The sequence below is a fragment of the Priestia endophytica DSM 13796 genome, assembly GCF_900115845.1.
GTDB lineage: Bacteria > Bacillota > Bacilli > Bacillales > Bacillaceae_H > Bacillus_I > Bacillus_I endophytica.
The window spans coordinates 622,696-637,612 of sequence record NZ_FOXX01000001.1 but is presented as its reverse complement, the minus strand read 5'-3'; the positions used below and the strand labels follow the sequence as shown (position 1 = coordinate 637,612).

General features: G+C 36.4%; 17 protein-coding genes. All 17 read left to right on the top strand.

Features of this window, described 5'->3' with window-relative positions:
* Positions 1–20 precede the first annotated feature (20 nt).
* The 17 genes from BM012_RS03300 (at position 21) to BM012_RS03225 (ending at position 14,818) form a co-directional block, all read left to right on the top strand.
* Positions 21–1,319, top strand: coding sequence for a bifunctional folylpolyglutamate synthase/dihydrofolate synthase (locus tag BM012_RS03300; protein WP_061802116.1), 1,299 nt, complete (start codon positions 21–23; stop codon positions 1,317–1,319).
* Positions 1,320–1,604: 285 nt separating this feature from the next.
* Positions 1,605–2,783 (top strand): VanW family protein, encoded by a 1,179-nt coding sequence (locus tag BM012_RS03295; protein ID WP_161939271.1) that lies wholly within the window; start codon positions 1,605–1,607, stop codon positions 2,781–2,783.
* Between the two features lie 69 nt (positions 2,784–2,852).
* Positions 2,853–2,987, top strand: coding sequence for a pilus assembly FimT family protein (locus tag BM012_RS27005; protein WP_264158231.1), 135 nt, complete (start codon positions 2,853–2,855; stop codon positions 2,985–2,987).
* A 62-nt stretch (positions 2,988–3,049) separates the two neighbouring features.
* On the top strand, positions 3,050–3,802 hold the full coding sequence (locus tag BM012_RS03290; RefSeq protein ID WP_061802332.1) for a prepilin peptidase: 753 nt from the start codon (positions 3,050–3,052) through the stop codon (positions 3,800–3,802).
* Between the two features lie 100 nt (positions 3,803–3,902).
* The gene (gene pilM, locus BM012_RS03285; protein ID WP_061802114.1) at positions 3,903–4,865 is read left to right on the top strand and encodes a type IV pilus biogenesis protein PilM; all 963 of its coding nucleotides are present in this window, start codon (positions 3,903–3,905) and stop codon (positions 4,863–4,865) included.
* Positions 4,862–5,446, top strand: coding sequence for a hypothetical protein (locus BM012_RS03280; RefSeq protein ID WP_061802113.1), 585 nt, complete (start codon positions 4,862–4,864; stop codon positions 5,444–5,446). The genes pilM and BM012_RS03280 overlap by 4 nt, the downstream gene beginning before the upstream one ends.
* Entirely contained in the window at positions 5,447–6,190 is a 744-nt protein-coding gene (locus BM012_RS03275; protein WP_061802112.1) for a hypothetical protein, read from the top strand. It abuts the gene before it with no gap.
* A gap of 154 nt (positions 6,191–6,344) precedes the next feature.
* The gene (locus tag BM012_RS03270; protein WP_061802111.1) at positions 6,345–7,319 is read left to right on the top strand and encodes an SPOR domain-containing protein; all 975 of its coding nucleotides are present in this window, start codon (positions 6,345–6,347) and stop codon (positions 7,317–7,319) included.
* Positions 7,320–7,437: 118 nt separating this feature from the next.
* A complete protein-coding gene (locus BM012_RS03265) occupies positions 7,438–8,010 on the top strand; it encodes a Maf family protein (protein WP_061802110.1) in 573 nt (190 codons plus the stop codon).
* 34 nt (positions 8,011–8,044) lie between these two features.
* Positions 8,045–8,716 (top strand): RadC family protein, encoded by a 672-nt coding sequence (gene radC, locus BM012_RS03260; RefSeq protein ID WP_061802331.1) that lies wholly within the window; start codon positions 8,045–8,047, stop codon positions 8,714–8,716.
* Positions 8,717–9,095: 379 nt separating this feature from the next.
* Positions 9,096–10,118 carry a rod shape-determining protein gene (locus tag BM012_RS03255; RefSeq protein WP_061802109.1) on the top strand — a complete coding sequence of 341 codons (1,023 nt, stop codon included), beginning with the start codon at positions 9,096–9,098 and terminating at the stop codon, positions 10,116–10,118.
* 18 nt (positions 10,119–10,136) lie between these two features.
* The gene (gene mreC, locus BM012_RS03250) at positions 10,137–11,009 is read left to right on the top strand and encodes a rod shape-determining protein MreC (RefSeq protein ID WP_061802108.1); all 873 of its coding nucleotides are present in this window, start codon (positions 10,137–10,139) and stop codon (positions 11,007–11,009) included.
* On the top strand, positions 11,006–11,521 hold the full coding sequence (gene mreD / locus BM012_RS03245) for a rod shape-determining protein MreD (protein ID WP_061802107.1): 516 nt from the start codon (positions 11,006–11,008) through the stop codon (positions 11,519–11,521). Before mreC ends, mreD begins: the two co-directional genes overlap by 4 nt.
* A gap of 56 nt (positions 11,522–11,577) precedes the next feature.
* Complete coding sequence (gene minC / locus BM012_RS03240) at positions 11,578–12,258, top strand: septum site-determining protein MinC (RefSeq protein ID WP_061802106.1); 681 nt, start codon at positions 11,578–11,580, stop codon at positions 12,256–12,258.
* Positions 12,259–12,260: 2 nt separating this feature from the next.
* Positions 12,261–13,058, top strand: coding sequence for a septum site-determining protein MinD (gene minD / locus BM012_RS03235; protein ID WP_061802105.1), 798 nt, complete (start codon positions 12,261–12,263; stop codon positions 13,056–13,058).
* A gap of 124 nt (positions 13,059–13,182) precedes the next feature.
* Positions 13,183–13,962, top strand: a complete 780-nt coding sequence (locus BM012_RS03230; protein ID WP_061802104.1) for a M23 family metallopeptidase — start codon at positions 13,183–13,185, stop codon at positions 13,960–13,962.
* Positions 13,955–14,818, top strand: a complete 864-nt coding sequence (locus tag BM012_RS03225; protein WP_061802103.1) for a site-2 protease family protein — start codon at positions 13,955–13,957, stop codon at positions 14,816–14,818. Before BM012_RS03230 ends, BM012_RS03225 begins: the two co-directional genes overlap by 8 nt.
* The last annotated feature ends 99 nt before the right edge of the window (positions 14,819–14,917 follow it).

Below are 14,917 nucleotides of genomic sequence, written 5' to 3'. Positions count from 1 at the left end.
ACATGAAAGGACAGAAGAGAATGATTTCTACATATGATGAAGCACGGAGCTGGATTCATGGAAGACTTCAGTTTGGCATTAAGCCTGGCTTAGAGAGAATGAGCTGGATGTTAGAAAAGCTAGGAAGCCCTCATAAGCACCTGAAGGCAATGCATATTGCAGGTACAAATGGAAAAGGCTCTACGCTTTCTTATTTGCGTGAGATGCTTTGTGCAGGAGGATATACTGTTGGAACATTCACTTCTCCATACATTGAGACCTTCAATGAACGGATTAGCGTAAACGGCAAGCCAATACGAGACGAAGAGCTTGTTCATCTTGTAAATGAGGTAAAAGATGTAGTAGAGAGCTTAAATGAGACAAATTTTGGAGAAGCTACAGAATTTGAAGTTATTACAGTGATGGCTTTTTACTATTTTGGAAAAGTGAATAAACAAGACTTTGTTATTTTTGAAACAGGTCTTGGGGGACGTCTTGATTCTACAAATGTAGTGAATCCGATTGCTACTATTATTACAAACATTGGATTCGATCATATGAATATTTTAGGAAACACAATCGAAGAAATTGCAGGAGAAAAAGCAGGTATTATTAAAAAAAATATCCCGCTCTTTACTGCTGTTGAGCAAAAAGGTGCGCTTGATGTCATCCAACAGAAGGCCAAAGTTGAACATGCACCTGTTTACGTGCTTGAAAGAGATTTTTGCACTTCTGCTCTAGAAGCTGAAGAGTTAAGTGAAAGATTTCAATTTTCTGGATTTGATATTGTTCTTTCAAACGTTAAGCTGTCAATGCTTGGTGCTCATCAAGTGAAAAATGCAGCTTTAGCCCTTGCGGCACTTCTCTATTTAAAGCAAGCAGGACTTTTAAATATAGAAGTTAACAAGATATATGAAGGATTAAAAAGAACAGCATGGCTTGGACGTTTTGAACAAATAAGCCAAAATCCACTTATTTTTCTAGATGGTGCTCATAACATTCAAGGGATTGAGAGTCTTGTTTCAACAGTGAAACGTCATTATAAGGAATATAATGTTCACGTTGTGTTTTCATGTTTAAAAGATAAAGAAGCTATAGAACTTGTTACAAGACTTGAGGAAATCGCAACAAGCATTATATTTACGACATTTGATTTTCCAAGAGCAGATAACCCTGAACATGTAGCGGCTGTTAGTCAACATAGTTCAAAAGTGATAGAAATGGATTTTAAAAAAGCGATTGAAAAAGGGAAACAAAATCTTACAAAAGAGAAAGATCTTCTTCTTATAACAGGTTCCCTTTATTTTATTTCAGAAGTTCGAAACTATCTTCTATCATAAGGAAAAAAAGAGAGCTCTTTCTTAGAGCTCTCTTTTTTTTATGTATTAACTTACATCGGAGTCTTTCAAAATTTACTAGCTTAGTATAAAATAGGAGGTGTGAAGCCTTGGTTATAAAGGAAAAAAACAAGTTATATAGAACTAGGTCTAAAGACCTTTTTGCTGTAAGGAGCATTGTTGGTTTACATGCACGTTGTTAGATATGTATAAAGAGCAACATGGTGAATGTAGAAAAAACTAATGATTCTGAAAAAAGAAAGAGATAGGGCAGAGGTAGGTGTTCTAGTGAGATTCACTAAAAAGAGAAGGAAAATCTTTTTATTTTTATTGCTTTTTGTTCTTTCGGGCATCGTTATTTCACAGGGAAGTGTATGGGCTTATGAAAAAATTACTGGTTCAAACACATCGTTTGCAAAAGGGACAAAATTAGCAGGTATCTCAATTGGTGGTCTTTCTTATGAGAAAGCATATGAAAAGGTTGATAATAAAGTTAAGGAGTGGCAACAAAGTGGCCATCTTACTTTTTCATATGATAAGGAAGAAGTGCTGCTCGACCGATCAGTCGTTGTTTTTCATCTTAAAGAATCACTGAAACGTGCTGAAACTCAAAAGAATGAGTCTTTAATTGTTAATATCAACAAGGATAAGTTATATGGAGAGCTTTATAATCAGGTCACAGCTGAAGATCAAAAGAAAGTAAATAAAAAAAGTCTTGAGAAAACTATAGCGGATCAAAGCCAACGTTTAGCAACAAAGACGTTATTTGTGTTGCAATCCTATATAAAAGAAACAGAACCTTTAGAAGAGACCGTAGTAGCTGAAGTTGAACGACCATTATCAAAAGAAAGTAAAGAAAATCTTTCGGAACTATTTGGATCTTCTTCTTCATGGACAGTTGGCAGCAAAGACGAATTTTCATTTAATTATGCAGTTCTGACTCAATATGAGGAAAGCTTTTTACAAGAAAGTAGGGAAGTGCTCACTTCCTCTCTCTACGAAGCTATGTTACATACCGATTTTGCAATCACAGAACGACATATAAGCACTACAAGGCAGAATCATGTTCCTCTTGGATATGAAGCTTATGTTTCACTTGGGAAAGAAGACTTAACCTTCGAAAATCCTCATTCAACTTCCTATGTTATCACTGTTAAAGTTGTGGATAATAAGCTTATTACAACAGTAAGTGGAAAACAATTAAACAAGAAAATTGAAGTGAAAGAGAGAAGGAAAGAGACATATCCTCCTCGAACAATTGTAGAGTATGATCCACTTTTGAATGTTAATGAAACCCGTATTGAGCGAACAGGAAAACCAGGGGAGAGTATTGAAGTTGCACGATACATAACAAATGGCAAAGAAGATCAGGTTGTTGAAGTGATGAACAATGATTATTACCCTCCTGTTTTTTCTAAAGAAGTTAGAGGTCCAAAAGAAGAGAGGGATGTAAACAATACTGAATAAAATCTCCTCTTCTTGTGAATTCTCGCTGTGGACAAGAGCATACTAGAAAGAAAAAGGAGTATGCTTTTTATGAATAAATTTAAGCGTTTGAGTTTAAAAACAGAGCAAGGTTTTTCTCTTTTCGGGATTATTGTGATTGTTTTCATTCTTGCAATATTTGCATCATTTCTAATTCCGAGCATTGGAGAATGGTTTTCAAATTAATAGAAAAACGGATGAGGTTTCCATTTGAAAGATTAAAAATCTTTAGATGGGATGATCGAAAAATGACAATCATTACGATTTATCTATTTTGTTCAGGTTTAGTTTTAGGCTCTTTTTTTAATGTTGTTGGATTAAGACTTCCTCTTGGAAAATCCTTGATTTATCCATCGTCAAGCTGTCCTTCATGCAGCTCAAGGCTAAAGGTAATAGAGCTTATTCCCGTCATTTCATACATATGGCAAAAAGGAAGCTGCAGAGTGTGTAAATATAAGGTATCAGCTCTTTATCCAACTATTGAGCTCAGTACTGCTGTTCTTTTTTCCATTGCTCCTTTTATAACAAATGGATTCGGAGAAGGTTTGTTATATATAACGCTCTCTTCTTTATTAATAATGGTTATTGTGTCAGACCTTTCTTATATGGTTATACCTAATTCACTTCTTTTATTTTTCTTACCTATCCTCATTTTGGAACAATGGTATTTTTCTCTTGCTTCCTTTTCACATATGGCAATAGGAGGAATACTTGGTTATCTTGTTCTGCTTGCTATTCTTCTCCTTAGCAGAGGTGGTATGGGGGGAGGGGATGTGAAATTATTTGGTGTTATTGGTCTTGTTCTAGGGATAAAAGGGGTATTTCTTTCTTTATTTCTTGCTGTCTTGTTTGGAGCATGTGGTGCAGTTATTGGGATGATAATTGGAAGAGTTCAAAAGGGTAAGCCATTTCCTTTTGGCCCCTATATTGCATTTGGAACGTTTATTGTATATATGAAAGGCGATCAGTTATTTAGTTGGTATATGGGATTTTTCATTTAATGATAGATGGAGTGATAATTGTTTAATATACAAGGAGCTAGAATCATATTACTCTAGGCCTTTGCATAATGACTTTTGTAGGAATAGGTGTGTGAACAGCATGAAATTTCGTTTTTTTCAAAAAAACAAGCTGGTTAACATTGTAATCAAGGATTATGAAATAAGAGTGCTTCAGACAAACAAAGAAAATGCCTTTGAACAGCCAATCTATCATACGATTGCTTTGAAAAGGGGAATTGTAGAAAAAGGGAGAATTAAGGATTATGTAAAGCTACAAGCGATTTTACAAAAACATTTAAAAGAGTGGAAAATGCAAAAACAGCTTGTTCATTTTACAGTTCCTGATGATCTTGTTGTCCTAAAGGAAGTTATTCTTCCCTTTGAGATGGATAAGAACGAAGAAAAAGAGTACATATTGCAAGAATTAAAAGACGATATCCCCTTTGAAGATCCTATGATTGACTATTTTTATAAAGGAGAAATGGAAGAAGAAAAAAAAGCTATTGTTTTTGCAACACCTGAAAAAGAGCTTATTGATTATGTAGCACTCTTAGAAGAAACAAATTTAAAACCAATTGGAGCTAGCGTTTCATCCATTGCTTTGTACAGGCTTTTTTATCACCTCGATTTAGCAGGTGATGGAGTTTTTATGCTTATGAATATTGATTTAGAAGGGGTACAAATTGCGACTTTTGAAAAACATCAACCTGTATTTTTGAAGTTTTTATCTTTTTATGAATGGATGGAGTATTGGAAGAATGAAGAGAACGGTTTTATTTGGAAAGGCACTGATAGTGAGTTTAACGACTATATGAATCGGTTAATAGAAGGATTGATTAGTGTGTATACATCAAGTGAAACAACGCTTCAGAAGAAAATAAATGGTGTACTGATTAGTGGGCATCACCCAGCTTTTAGTTCCCTTCAAAAAAAGATTCAGCAAGCATTACATGTGAAGGTATCTCATATTCAAAAAGACGCTTTATTTCTTCATGACCGAGTTGGTGTGCCTGAGAGTGGCTATGTTCCATTTGGTCTTGCACTTAGAGAGGTGCACTTATGATAGGAGATGTGAATTTCTTACCTGAGAAAGAACCGCGTAACATAGCTCCATGGCTTCTTTTTATAATACTCATCGTTCTTGCTATTGGAGTTCTTCTTTATGGATATATTCAATATCAAGATAAGAAAGAAAATATTAGCCGTACAGAAGCGAAAATCACAAAAGTAAAAGAAACGAGAGAATCTTTAAATGTGCCAAGCTGGATCGGAGAGTATCATGATTTGAAAAACGCAGTCAATTGGAGTGAAAGTAGAAAAGGAGACCTTAACCTTCTATTAACAAGTTTAGTTGAAGAGCTTCCTCAAAATGGTTATATCGAGCAATTTTATCTAGATGACTACAACGTGCTTTCATTAGAAATACAGCTTGAGAATCATCGTGATGCAGCTTTTTATTTACAAAACCTAAAAGATTCATCACTTGTTGAGAAAGCGAGCCTTTTGTCTATTAATACATCTAATGTTACAGAAGAAGTAGAAAGACAAGATGGGGAACTATCAACATATCAAGCAACATATTCTCTCATCATAGACTTAGAGAAGCTTAAAAAACAGAGTGAGAAGCAAGAGGAGACAGAATAAATGGTATGGTCTATAAAGAAAAAACACGTATTGATATTAAGTATTTGTTTTCTTGTTTTATTCTTCCTCATTTTTTGGCTTTATCATCACTACTATGCTCCTCTTGAACTTAAAGAAGAAGTAAAGGCAGAGACGTTAAAGAAAGAGCAAGCATATACTAACAAGCTGAAAATAGAAAGTGAAGGAAAAGAAGTTACCGCAAAAGATGCCTATAATTTACAAAAAACTATCCCAATTGACTTGAACTTACAAGACATTTTACTTTCGATAGAAAAAGCAGAGCTAAAAGCGAACATAACAATCGTTGATATGGCTTTTGGAAAAGATGAAATCATAAAGAAACAGCGCGAGAAAAATCAAAGCTTAGAAGACTATGAAAGATGGAATGAGCATAAGCGAGATATTGAAAATATGCCGCTTCATATGCCAGGAAATCTAAAGGGTCAAAGCATTGAAGTGACATTCGAAGCTTCAACATATGAAGAAGCGCTAAGCTTTCTAAATGAATTTAATAAAAGTGAGCATGGAGTTGCGGTTGAAGGGCTATCATTTCAACCTGCTAAAAGTGAGGAGAACGTCGAGCTTTCAGATGAGGAAAGTGAAAGTACAACTGAGCAGGTGCCACAGTATGTGCTTAGCTTTACAGCTTTTTATTATCCGTCATTAGCTAATATGCCAACTAAACCGAGTGAATTAAGTACTCCTGATGGTGAAGGGAAAACAACGCCTTTTAAAAATGAATAATACAAAGAAGAACAACACATATTGTCGAAAGAAACTACGAGCAAGGCGACAAATGTCTTGTTCTTTTTTTATTTTAATGTGATAGGGTTGGTGTAGGTTTTAAGGAGACGATACTATTCTAACGTAAATGATGGAATAACAGGGTGGTGAAATGGTGGACAAGCAATCCTCAGATAAAATATTAGTTAAAATTAATGGAAAGAAACAAGAAGCAACGTTAAGCAAAAAACAGAACAATAAAAAGACGTTTTCATGGGTGCTTACAGAAACAGAAAAGGAAATATCAGCATCTGCGGAGGAATCAAACATTGTTCCGCTCAAGAAGGTAGATCGCTATAAACAGGAAAGAAACAAGAAGCTTATTAAAAGGAAATCTTCTCTTCCACCAGGGAAAAAACCGTTCTGGTTTAAGATAATAGGAATTGTGGCATGTGCTTGTCTAGTAGGAATAGCTCTTGGTTTGTTTAGCGTAAATATGCTGACAGAAACGGAAGAGAAGACGCCTAAACAAGAGAAGACAGCACAAGCAAAAGAAGGAAAAGATTCTGAACCAAAAGAAGCGGTCAGTTCAAATAGTGAGAAAAAAGAGACAGAACAGAAAGAGGAAAAGAAATCTTCTTTTACAATTAAGCTTGATGCTTTTATTGTGCAAGCAGGTGTTTTCTCTACAAAAGAGGCTGCTGAAAAAGAAGGTAGAAAGCTGTCTGTACCTGTTGAAGTTATAAAACAAAATGATAAATTCACTCTTATAGCAGGAATTTCACCAACTTTGAGCGAAGCGAGAGCACTTGGTAAAAGCATAGAAGAACAGGGCGTATCTGTATATGCTAAAAAGTACGAAGGGTCTTTGCAAGCGAAAGATGTTGCTGATAAAGATGGAGAGCATCTTACAACGCTTCTGCAGACAGCCATTGTTCAATCTTCAAAAGCAGTTGAGGGAGAGAAAGTGGAACAAGAAGCTTTAAAGGAGCTCAAAACACAGCTTGGTACGCTTTCAAAGAAAGATGACTTGAAAGAATATACGACTTCTCTTAGTAGCCTTGAAAAAAGTATTGAAGTACCGTTAACAAAAGAAGGTGGAGAAGGGATGCAAAAAAACCTTTTAAAAGTGATTGCTAAACTTTCGTAAAGATCTCTTTGAATTAAAAGGGGTCTTTTTATTGGGAACAAATTGTGATTGCTCCCTCTCTTTGTTAAAATGAGAATGTATCTCTCTACTCAATCATAAACGCAAAGGAGTTTCCACAATGAAAACAGCATTGGTATTAGCTTCTAATTCTCCGCGTCGTCGTCAGCTTCTACAAGAAGCAGGCCTTACATTTACTATTCGCCCAAGTACAATTGAAGAGCATATGGATCAAAAGCTTCCTCCTTCAAAGGTTGTTACAGATCTTGCAGCTCAAAAAGCTGAATCTGTTCCAAAGAATGATGAGGAAGTTGTTCTTGGTGCAGATACCATTGTAACTGTGGACGGAAAAATTCTCGGTAAGCCGTCTAATGAAGAAGAAGCTTTTAAGACGCTTCGTTTTCTCTCTGGAAGAACTCATGAAGTTTTTACAGGAGTTGCGCTTGTAAAAGGAAAAGAGACGTCAACTTTTTATAGTCGTACAGAGGTAACTTTTTATGAGTTAACAGATGAAGAGATAACGCGCTACATTGGGACAGGAGAACCAATGGACAAAGCAGGGTCATATGGTATTCAAGGAAAAGGAGCTTTGTTTGTTAAAGAAATTAGCGGTGATTATTATGCTGTAGTTGGTTTGCCGCTCTCAAAGACGGTGCGAGAATTAAAGAAACTTGGGGTTTCCCTTCCACAATAAAAAGGAGGGAATACAAGTGAAAAAAGAATGGATTATGATTCAAGACTTTCCGGATGATGAAAGGCCTAGAGAACGCCTTTTATCGTTTGGGGCGAGTCATTTATCTAACAACGAACTTTTGGCAATCTTGCTTCGCACAGGAACAAAAGAGGAATCTGTGCTTCAACTTGCCAATCGAATTTTACACAAATATGACGGATTGCATCTTATGAATCAAGCTACTGTTGAAGAACTTACAAGTATTAAAGGTATTGGGATGGCTAAAGCAATTCAGATTATGGCAGCACTTGAAATTGGAAGAAGAGTAGCAAATCTTCATGTGACAGACCGATATGTTGTAAGAAGCCCTGAAGATGGCGCAAACTACGTTATGGAGGAAATGCGTCATTTATCACAGGAGCATTTTGTTTGCCTCTTTTTAAATACGAAAAATCAAGTTCTTCTAAAAAAGACCATCTTCATTGGTAGTTTGAACTCCTCAATTGTTCATCCACGTGACATCTTCAGAGAGGCGTTACGCCGCTCTGCAGCTTCAATTATTTGTATTCACAATCATCCATCAGGAAGTCCTGAACCAAGTAAAGAAGATATAGAAGTAACCAAAAGGCTTAAAGAATGCGGAATTTTAATGGGAATCGACATTCTTGATCATATTATTATCGGTGATCGTAAATTTGTAAGTTTAAGAGAGAAAGGTTATGTGTAACAAAATTCTGTTTCATACGTTAATAGTAAGGAAGCAGGGTTTTTTTGTTATTATTAGCAATCAAAACTAGAAAAACAGGGACAAGATTACTCTACCTTTTTTATTATGATTACGTTATAATAAAAGGCATGGATTTTTTGAGAAAGTCTTGAAAAAATACTGTTTTTGTCGAAGATTACCTTTTGATGACAGAATCCATTTTTACATTGACATATGCTCTTGGACTCGACACAATAAAGATTGTTGGTTTTTTATAACATTCTTTGTATGAGTAACAATAGAACTAGACTTTTAGTGAATAAAAACAAAAAGTCCTATATCAATTAAAAATAATAGATAAAACTTTGTGATATTTGAGAGAGAAAGGGAGATACACATTATGTTTGGAATTGGTACACGTGACCTTGGAATCGATTTAGGTACGGCTAACACATTAGTATATGTAAAAGGAAAAGGAATTGTTGTTCGTGAACCATCGGTTGTAGCGCTACAAACAGATTCAAGAGACATCGTTGCAGTTGGTAACGATGCTAAAAATATGATTGGACGTACACCTGGAAATGTCATTGCTCTTCGTCCAATGAAAGACGGCGTTATTGCTGATTATGAAACAACAGCAACAATGATGAAGTATTATATCAAACAAGCACAGAAAAATAAGAGTGTCTTTTCAGGTAAGCCATATGTCATGATTTGCGTTCCTTCTGGGATTACAGCAGTTGAAAAACGTGCTGTTATTGATGCAACTCGTCAAGCAGGTGCACGTGATGCTTACACAATTGAAGAGCCATTTGCTGCTGCAATTGGAGCTAATTTACCAGTATGGGAGCCAACAGGTAGTATGGTAGTAGATATCGGTGGAGGTACAACAGAAGTTGCTATCATTTCACTTGGTGGGATTGTAACAAGTCAATCTATTCGCATCGCTGGTGATGAGATGGACGAAGCTATTATTCAGTATATTCGCAAAAACTACAATCTTATGATTGGGGAACGCACAGCAGAAGCAATGAAAGTAGAAATCGGCTCTGCAAGTACACCACAAGATGTAGAAAATATGGAAATTCGCGGTCGAGATCTTTTAACAGGATTACCAAAAACAATTGAGATTTCTGCAGACGAAATTGCAGACGCTCTTAAAGATACTGTGCAAGCAATTATTGATTCTGTAAAAAGTACGCTTGAGCAAACGCCTCCAGAGCTTGCAGCAGATATCATGGATCGTGGAATTGTTCTAACAGGTGGTGGAGCGCTTCTTCGTAACCTAGATAAAATGATTAGTGATGAAACAAGCATGCCTGTTGTTATTGCAGAAGATCCACTTGACTGTGTAGCTATCGGAACAGGAAAAGCTTTAGAACATATTGATCTATTTAAAAACAGAGCAGAGTCCAAGCGATAAGATTAGAGGTGTAACGTCATGCCACAATTTTTCTTCAATAAAAGATTGATTGTGTTACTAGTAAGTATCATTATTCTCGTGGCATTGATTGGTTTTTCTTTAAACGGACGTAAAACGATCACATGGCCAGAGCAATTTGTTAAGGATACAGTTGGACTGGTACAGTCAACGGCACATAAGCCGGCTCAGTATGTTGCCGATTTCTTTGGAAGCATCGAAGATCTCAAAAATACATATGAGGAAAACAAAGTACTAAAAAAGAATCTTGATAAATATATGCAGCTCGAAGCAGATGTGAAAGATTTAGAGCGGAAGAACAAAGAGCTTAATGAGCGACTTGATAAAGATTCGACACTACGTGATTACGATCCAATTAATGCTACGGTCATTGCAAGAAGTCCTGATCGATGGAATGAAGCGATTTCAATTGATCGCGGAAAAGTTCATGGAGTCGAAAATGATATGGCTGTTATGACATCAAGCGGTTTAATTGGACGAGTGGTAGATGCCTCACAGTTTACATCAACAGTACAACTACTAAGTTCTCAAGATCGAACAAACCGTGCTTCTGTTACAATCCAAGGATCTAAAAATGTAAATGGTCTTATTTCAGGATACGATCAAAAACGTGAAGCATTGATTCTAACAGGTATTCCTCATAGCGCGAAGATAAAAGAAAAGCAAAAAGTCATTACGTCTGGGTATTCAGGTGTTTTCCCTCAAGGACGTATTGTTGGAGAAATTAGCGATATTGAATCAGATAATTATGGGCTAACAAAAACAGCATATGTAAAACCTGCAGCTGATTTTAAAGATATCCAAGATGTGACCGTATTAAAACGAGTAGAACCTTCTCCACAGAAATCACTTGATGAGGAGGAAGAAAAGTGATTCGTTACTTCCTTCCCATCATTGTTTCTGTAGTGTTTATTGCTGATAGTTTATTCGTGAACTTTTTTGCTAATCAATCTTGGTTTCATCAGTGGATTTTATCACCGAAACTGACGCTTATTGTGTTGCTTTTAGCGACGATTTACATAAATCCGAAAAAAGGAATTCAGTATGCGTTCTTTTTCGGTCTTTTGTATGACATCGTGTATACAGACTTGTTAGGTGTTTATATGTTCGGGATGCCTGCAATTTGCTATATTGTATCCAAGCTGTTAAAAGTTCTTCAAACAAATGTTGTCATCATTACAATTTTAACAATTGTGGGGATTACGCTGTTAGAGTTTTACGTTTACGAGATTAACAGTATGATTGGTTTGACGCATATGTCTATGGACCGCTTCCTAACATATCGCCTTTATCCGACACTAATCTTAAACCTTGTTTTTGTGGTTCTTCTAGCGTACCCATTAAGAAAACAGTTTGAAAAAGTAGCTTATAAGCTAACAGATTAACAGTTGCGTATAAAGAGGAATTTAACTAGCCCTTGTCGAAATAAACATTCGTTGAGGTGAACGTTGTGAAGAAACAAAATGTAATTATAAAAGGAACAAAAGATGGATTAACGTTGCATCTCGATGATACGTGTTCGTTTCACGATGTGCTAAATGAATTGGAGCGAAAACTGTCTTCGAATCAATACGGAGGACACAATCAACTTGTGTCTGTTCAATTAAGAGTAGGAAACAGATATTTAACGCCCGATCAAGAAGAACAAATAAAGTCACTCGTTCGAAGTAAAAATCATCTTGTAGTAGAGAGCATTGAGTCAAACGTCGTGTCAAAAGAAGAAGCATTAAAAATTAAGCAGCAAAATGAAATTGTTTCAGTGGCAAGAGTCGTACGCTCAGGACAAGTCTTGCACGTTGAAGGAGATCTTCTTTTAATTGGAGATGTTAATCCTGGTGGAACAGTCATTGCTGGAGGAAATATTTTTGTGCTTGGCGCATTAAAAGGCATTGCACATGCCGGCTATTATGGAAATGATCAAGCTGTTATTGCAGCTTCTAAAATGGAACCAACACAGCTCCGCATTTGTGAAGCTTTTAGTCGGGCAGAGGAAGCCGATAAAAATGAAGAACATGATATGGAGTGTGCGTATCTTGATGAAGACAAGCGCATTGTCATTGAACGCTCACAGCTTATGTCTCATCTTCGCCCTAATTTGACACGCTTAGAAAGGAGAAGTTGACATTGGGAGAGGCTATTGTTGTTACGTCAGGAAAAGGCGGCGTTGGAAAAACAACGACGTCTGCTAACTTAGGAACCGCACTCGCCCTAACTGGTAAGCGGGTTTGCCTAGTCGATACAGATATCGGTTTGCGCAATTTAGACGTTATTATGGGGTTAGAGAACCGCATCATCTATGATTTAGTAGATGTTGTGAACGGTCGCTGTACGCCTCAAAAGGCGCTTATTAAAGATAAGCGTTTTGAATGTTTATATTTGTTGCCTGCTGCTCAAACGAGTGATAAAACGGCCGTAACTCCAGAGCAGATGAAAGATCTTATTACAGAACTAAAGCAAGACTATGATTATATTATTATTGACTGTCCTGCTGGAATTGAACAAGGATATAAAAATGCCGTTTCTGGAGCAGATAAGGCTCTTGTTGTTACAACCCCTGAAATTTCGTCTGTTCGTGATGCGGATCGTATTATTGGATTGTTAGAGAAAGAAGACATCGAATCTCCAAAGCTCGTAATTAACCGTATTCGCAGTCATATGATGAAAAATGGAGATACGTTAGATGTTGATGAAATTGTTTCATTGTTGGCTATTGATTTAATTGGCATTATTGCGGATGATGATGATGTTATCAAAGCATCTAATAATGGTGAACCAATTGCAATGGACCCATCAAGCAAAGCAGCGATTTCTTATCGTAATATCGCAAGACGTATTTTAGGAGAGTCTGTACCGCTTCAATCTCTAGACGAAACCAAACAAGGTGTTTTTTCTAAAATTAAGAAATTCTTCGGCGTGCGTTAGTTTATATAATATATGTTCAAAAAGCTAGAGCCCTTCCAAAAGCTCTAGCTTTTTTATTTTGTCATAACCTTACAGGACAAGTCATACATTTGTTACAAATGACTTGAAGGATTGGTGAGAAGCGATGAATCGACGTGTCCAAGAAGTTCGTAAGCGAATAGCCGATCGGCGAAAAAATGGAGGAAAAGAAGAGAAGCCGCAAAGGAAGTTTTCATACGATGATTTAATTTCAGATGAGGAAAACTATAGTGGAGAACGATTCCCGACTTATGAATACAATCCAGAAAGCAAAGAACATCATCCGTTATTCTCTCCTCAGTGGTTTCTATTTAAGCTGTTAACTTCTTTCTGTCTTGTTTTAATTGTTGCTATTCTTTTTAGAAATCCAGCAGTACAGCTCGACGGAGCAAGAGCTTTTGTAGAAGATACGATGGAGGAAAGTTTTCAGTTTGCTAAAATGTCTGCTTGGTATGAAGAGAAGTTTGGTGAACCTCTTGCTCTCATTCCAAAATCTGTAGGAGAAGAACCGACAGAAGAAGCAAACTCGCAGTATGTTGTGCCAGCATCAGGGAATGTTGTTGAAACATTTGCGAGCTCGAAAAAAGGGGTAACCGTTGAAACAGGAAGTCAAACAGCAGTGCAAGCTATGGATGCAGGATTTGTTAAAAGCATTGAAGAGAAAAAAGGATTTGGAAAGACAGTTTCAATTCAGCATGCTGACGGATCAGAGTCATGGTATAGCGGGCTTGCAAATATTGATATAAAAACATTTGATTTTATTGAAAAAGGACAGGTTATTGGAAAAGTGAAGGCGGAAGGGAACGATAAAAAAGGAAGCTATGGATTTGCTCTTTATAAAGATGGTAAATTTATGGACCCTAGTAAGGTGATCTCCTTTGAATAACTTTTTTCATCTTTTTCGATCAACGCATATCCATCCGCTTCTTTGGGCTATTTTAGCAATAGGGATCATGACAGGTCATATCTATGACCTTATCCTTTTATTTTCATTAGTGTTATTACATGAGCTTGGGCACGTTTTTGCCGCTAGCTTTTTTTCATGGAAAATCAAAAAAATTATGCTCTTTCCATTTGGAGGAGTAGCTGAAATTGATGAATACGGAAACAGACCGCTTTATCAAGAAGTGGTTGTTATTCTGAGCGGGCCGTTTGTTCACCTTATTTTAATGTTAGGATCTTTTATTGCCCTCTCGTCTTCTCTTATTACACATGAATTTTATGAACAGTTTATGTTTCATAACGTTCTTTTACTTTGTTTTAATTTGCTTCCGATTTATCCGCTTGACGGGGGAAAACTCATGTTTGTCTCTTTTAGTCTTTTTGATTCTTTTCAAAAGTCCTTTGAAAAAACACTTCGTATTTCAGCCGTTTTTCTATTGTGCATTGCGGTAGTCGCTCTTTTTCTTTATTCTACTCATCTGCATCTTTGGATGGTGTTGTGCTATCTATGTTATAGCCTTTATTATGAATGGAAACAAAGGGACTATCTTTATATTCGTTTCCTTCTTGATCGATACTACGGCAAAGGAGAAACAATCCTTGACCTTTCCCCACTTGCCGTAAATGGGGGAGAAAAGATTTATCATATTATTCGTAAGTTTAAAAGAGGACAAAAACATATCATTATTGTGGAGGAAAAAGAAGGAAGGAAGCAGCTTGATGAAAATGAGCTTCTCCATGCTTATTTTGTAGATAAGCGTATCAATGATTCTATTGATGAGCTTGTTGCCTTTTATTAAAAAGAAGGTGAAAAGGAAAGTAACAGACAAACATGTTACTTTCCTTTTTGTTATGGTAAAATCCAACTACATAAAAGATAACGAAAGGGATTTGGACAT

Coding starts and splice junctions, on each gene's coding strand:
- pilM (WP_061802114.1), top strand. CDS start 3,903: ATGAAATTTCGTTTTTTTCAAAAAAACAAGCTGGTTAACATTGTAATC.
- BM012_RS03275 (WP_061802112.1), top strand. CDS start 5,447: ATGGTATGGTCTATAAAGAAAAAACACGTATTGATATTAAGTATTTGT.
- BM012_RS03300 (WP_061802116.1), top strand. CDS start 21: ATGATTTCTACATATGATGAAGCACGGAGCTGGATTCATGGAAGACTT.
- BM012_RS03290 (WP_061802332.1), top strand. CDS start 3,050: ATGACAATCATTACGATTTATCTATTTTGTTCAGGTTTAGTTTTAGGC.
- BM012_RS27005 (WP_264158231.1), top strand. CDS start 2,853: ATGAATAAATTTAAGCGTTTGAGTTTAAAAACAGAGCAAGGTTTTTCT.
- BM012_RS03265 (WP_061802110.1), top strand. CDS start 7,438: ATGAAAACAGCATTGGTATTAGCTTCTAATTCTCCGCGTCGTCGTCAG.
- mreC (WP_061802108.1), top strand. CDS start 10,137: ATGCCACAATTTTTCTTCAATAAAAGATTGATTGTGTTACTAGTAAGT.
- BM012_RS03255 (WP_061802109.1), top strand. CDS start 9,096: ATGTTTGGAATTGGTACACGTGACCTTGGAATCGATTTAGGTACGGCT.
- radC (WP_061802331.1), top strand. CDS start 8,045: ATGATTCAAGACTTTCCGGATGATGAAAGGCCTAGAGAACGCCTTTTA.
- BM012_RS03280 (WP_061802113.1), top strand. CDS start 4,862: ATGATAGGAGATGTGAATTTCTTACCTGAGAAAGAACCGCGTAACATA.
- BM012_RS03230 (WP_061802104.1), top strand. CDS start 13,183: ATGAATCGACGTGTCCAAGAAGTTCGTAAGCGAATAGCCGATCGGCGA.